Source organism: Nitrobacter sp. 62-23, assembly GCF_001897285.1.
Lineage (GTDB): Bacteria > Pseudomonadota > Alphaproteobacteria > Rhizobiales > Xanthobacteraceae > Nitrobacter.
This window is the reverse complement of sequence record NZ_MKSM01000054.1, coordinates 1-3,620: the sequence shown is the minus strand read 5'-3', so window position 1 is coordinate 3,620 and position 3,620 is coordinate 1. Positions and strand designations below refer to the sequence as shown.

Below are 3,620 nucleotides of genomic sequence, written 5' to 3'. Positions count from 1 at the left end.
GCTTGGTCTCCACGTTGTTCCAGTACATGTACTCGGTGCCCTTGCGATCGGTCCAGATGTTCTTGCACGCGATGCTGCAGGTATGACAGCCGATGCACTTGTCCAGGTGAAAGACCATCGAAACTTGAGCTCGGATGTCCATGTGTAGTACTCCTTCGTTCCTATGGCTCGTTCTTATGGCTTCGTTTTCGGTTATCGTTTGGCGCCTATGCGTTACCGCTGTCTTTAACAGCGTTGGGCGCCGATGGGTTCGATGTTTCGTCGCTCACCGACTTGCGCCGCGATGCGACAGTCGCTTGTGCAGCAGCCAGCGCAAGTCCATCTCCCATGCTGGCCATAGTCGGGTCAATTTGCCGGTGTCCCTCAGGGGTCGGAGCATCTCGCACAGCCACGACGCTAACCTCAAACTCGAGCGTCATACCAGCGAGCGGGTGATTGGTATCAACCACCACATACCCGTTATCCTCATCGACCTCGGTAACCATCACATTTTCGACACGACGCTCATCATCACTATGCGCGAGAAAACACATCCCCGCCTCGATCTGATCAACACCGCCAAACGTCTCAACGGGTACCCGTTGCTGTAGTGCCTTGTCGCGCTCTCCGTATGCCTCTTCGGGAGGCAATGTCACATCAAAACGTTCGCCGGCAACCCTACCCTCGAGCGCTCGCTCGAGGGCAGGCAGCAACCGTCCACTCCCATGCTGATATTCCAACGGCTCGTCTCCCCACACAGCAGAGCGAATGTGACGAATCTGACCGTTAGTCCGCAGGGTGTAGTTAATGGTCACGTATTTCCCGACGCCGACCCGTTCTGGCGCACCGAGGTGCGCCGGAGCCGGGTCATGATCATGGTCATGATCATGATCATGCGTCGTGATATCGCCTACCATTCCAGCTTCTCCATCTTGCGCACGACAACGTGCGTGTCGCGCGTGAAGATACCAGTCGGGCCCCAGTAATTGAAGCCATATGTGAACTGGGCATATCCACCCGCCAGGAACAACGGATTGATACGAGTGCGCGTCAGACTGTTGTGACCGCCGCCGCGCCACTTACGCTCCTGCGACTTCGGAATGTACACCGTACGCTCGACCGCGTGGTAGTACATGCAGGTACCCGGCTGAATTCGCCGGCTGACGTTGGCACGGGTGACGACCACACCGTTGTCGTTGTAGACCTCGACCCAGTCGTTATCCTCGATACCCACCTTCTCCGCGTCCCGGTCATTGATCCAGCAAGGATCCATGCCACGAGACAGCATCAGCATGCGGTGGTTGTCCTTGTAGGTGGAGTGAATGTTCCACTTACCATGCGGCGTGATGTAGTTCAGAACCAGCGAGCGATCATCAACCCGGCTCTTCACGATATCGCCGGTCTTGCGCGGGTTGAGCCGCGGCTTGTAGGTCGGGATGTGCTCGCCGAAGTCGAGATACCACTGGTGATCGAGGTACAACGATTGCCGGCCGGTCAATGTCCGCCACGGCACCAGCCGTTCGACGTTCATGCACCAGGCGGAGTAAGCACGACCATCGTTAGTCATACCTGTCCAGCACGGGCTCGTGAGAATCCGTCTCGGCTGACGCGTCAGGTCGTAGAACATCGACGAGACGGCCCTAGTTGGCTCCGCAATGTCTGCCAACGGCAGACCAACATGATGCTCCTCGTTAACGAAGCCCTGGTAGCAGACCTCACCGTTCGCTTCCGGCGCACACATCAGCAACGTGTTGCAGGCATCGAGAACGTCCTCGAGGCTCGGGTAACGCTTGCCACCCCACTCGACGCACCGCATGTGCCTCGGATCCGGCATCGGCATGACCGGATTGTCGAGCATCTGGTCGTACTGCTTCTTGATCGGAATTTGCACGCCGACCGCAGAAACACCATCCTCACGCGCCTTGGGCCCGAACGAGATGAACTTGTTGTACAAGTTCGCGTAGTCACGTTCGACGATCCTGATGTGAGGCATGGACTTGCCAGGCACCGGTTTGCACTCGCCCTCGGCCCAGTCCAGGATCTCCGGCTGTGCCAATTCGTCGGGAGTGTCGTGCATCAGCGGCTGAGCAACCACGTCACGCATCGGCTTGGAGAACGCCAGCGGAGACAGCTCACTAACCTTCTTGGCGAGCAGCTTGAAGATCTCCCAGTCGGTCTTCGATTCCCACACCGGCGGAACCGCCTGTCCCAGCACGTGCAGGAACGAGTGCAGGTCCGTCGTGTTCAGGTCGTTCTTCTCGTACCAGAACGCCGTCGGCAGCACGATGTCTGCATAAAGTGCCGACGTATTCATGCGGAAGTTGATGTCGACAACCAGGTCGTACTTTCCGCGAGGGGCGTTGTCACGGTATTTCACCGTGGTGGTCTTGCCCCTGGCCCGATCCTCGGCGATCGAGTTGTCATGCGCACCGAGATAGTGACGCAGGAAGAACTCGTGCCCCTTGGCGCTCGACTGGATCGCGTTGCCGCGCCAGATGAACCACAACCGCGGCCAGTTCTCCTCGGCATCGGGATCTTCAATCGCGAAGTTCACCTTCTTGCTGGCGAGCTGATCGACCACGTGAGTCACGATGTCATCAGTAGACTTCGCGCCAGCGCGCTCCGCTTCAGACGCAAGCTCAATCGGATTGCGGTTGAAGTGCGGGGTGAACGGCATCCAGCCCGAGCGTACTGCCTTCGCCTGGAGGTCGATCGCGTGACCCTTGGCCCAGCGCGGGTTCGGCGCCGTCAGGCCGTACTCGGTGAACTCCTGCTCGTAACGCCACTGGCAGCTATGGGCATAGTGCCAGGTCGACGACTGCACGACCCGCGGCGGCTTGGTCCAATCGAGAGCCATCGCAATCGTGTTCCACGGCGCAACCGGCGCAAGCTTTTCCTGGCCGACGTAGTGGTTGATGCCGCCGCCGTTGACGCCGCAGCAGCCGCACAGGATCAGGGCAACCGTCGCCGAGCGGTAACAGAGGTTATTGTAGTAGAAGTGGTTGGCGCTGGCGCCCACGATCACCATGGACTTGCCGTTGGTGAGTTCCGCGTTGGTCGCAAACTCACGCGCAAACCGGATCGCGGTCTCACGGCCGATACCGGTGTGACGCTCCTGCCAGGCCGGCGTGTAAGGCGCATCCTCGTCGTCGTAGCTGGTCGCAAACGAGCCTTCCAGCCCGCGGCTGTGACCGAACTGCGACATCATGATGTCGAAGCCGGTGGCAACCAGCACTTCACCCTTGTTCGTCGCGATCCGCTTCACCGGAACGCCGCGCGAAACAACACGGCCGTTCGCGAAGTCGTCAAAGCCGACCTGAACCACGCCATCGGAATGATCGATGAAGCTCAGCACCGGATCGATCGGGCTGTTGTCCAGCGTATCCTCCGCCGACAGATTCCACTTGCCGTGCGTGGATCCCCAGCGATCGCCGACCTGACCCTTGAACGCCCGGGGCTCGCCGCTCTTCTCGTCGACGACGAGCATCTTCCAGTCGCCGTTCTCGACGTCCTGGTAGCGCGCAACGCGATTGGCACGCAGCAAGCGTCCGGTCTTGTAGGTATTCCCGTTGGGCTCCAGCTCGACAAGGAACGGAAGGTCGGTGTAGCGCTTGACGTAATCGATGAAGTACGGGACCTGG

Annotated in this window: 3 protein-coding genes; all 3 read right to left on the bottom strand. The window is 59.4% G+C overall.

All coding sequences use genetic code 11. The features are described from left to right. Positions 1-142: 4Fe-4S binding protein (locus tag BGO16_RS04595; RefSeq protein ID WP_292617415.1), on the bottom strand; the 142-nt coding region annotated here is incomplete at its 3' end. Between the two features lie 64 nt (positions 143-206). Then, on the bottom strand, positions 207-896 hold the full coding sequence (locus BGO16_RS04590; RefSeq protein ID WP_292617414.1) for a peptidylprolyl isomerase: 690 nt from the start codon (positions 894-896) through the stop codon (positions 207-209). Then, the coding region (locus tag BGO16_RS04585) for a molybdopterin-dependent oxidoreductase (RefSeq protein WP_292617413.1) at positions 890-3,620 on the bottom strand (2,731 nt) is incomplete at its 5' end. The genes BGO16_RS04590 and BGO16_RS04585, both read right to left, overlap by 7 nt.

Excerpts from the sequence above, each read along its gene's own strand:
- BGO16_RS04590 (WP_292617414.1), bottom strand. The coding sequence starts at position 896 with ATGGTAGGCGATATCACGACGCATGATCATGATCATGACCATGATCAT.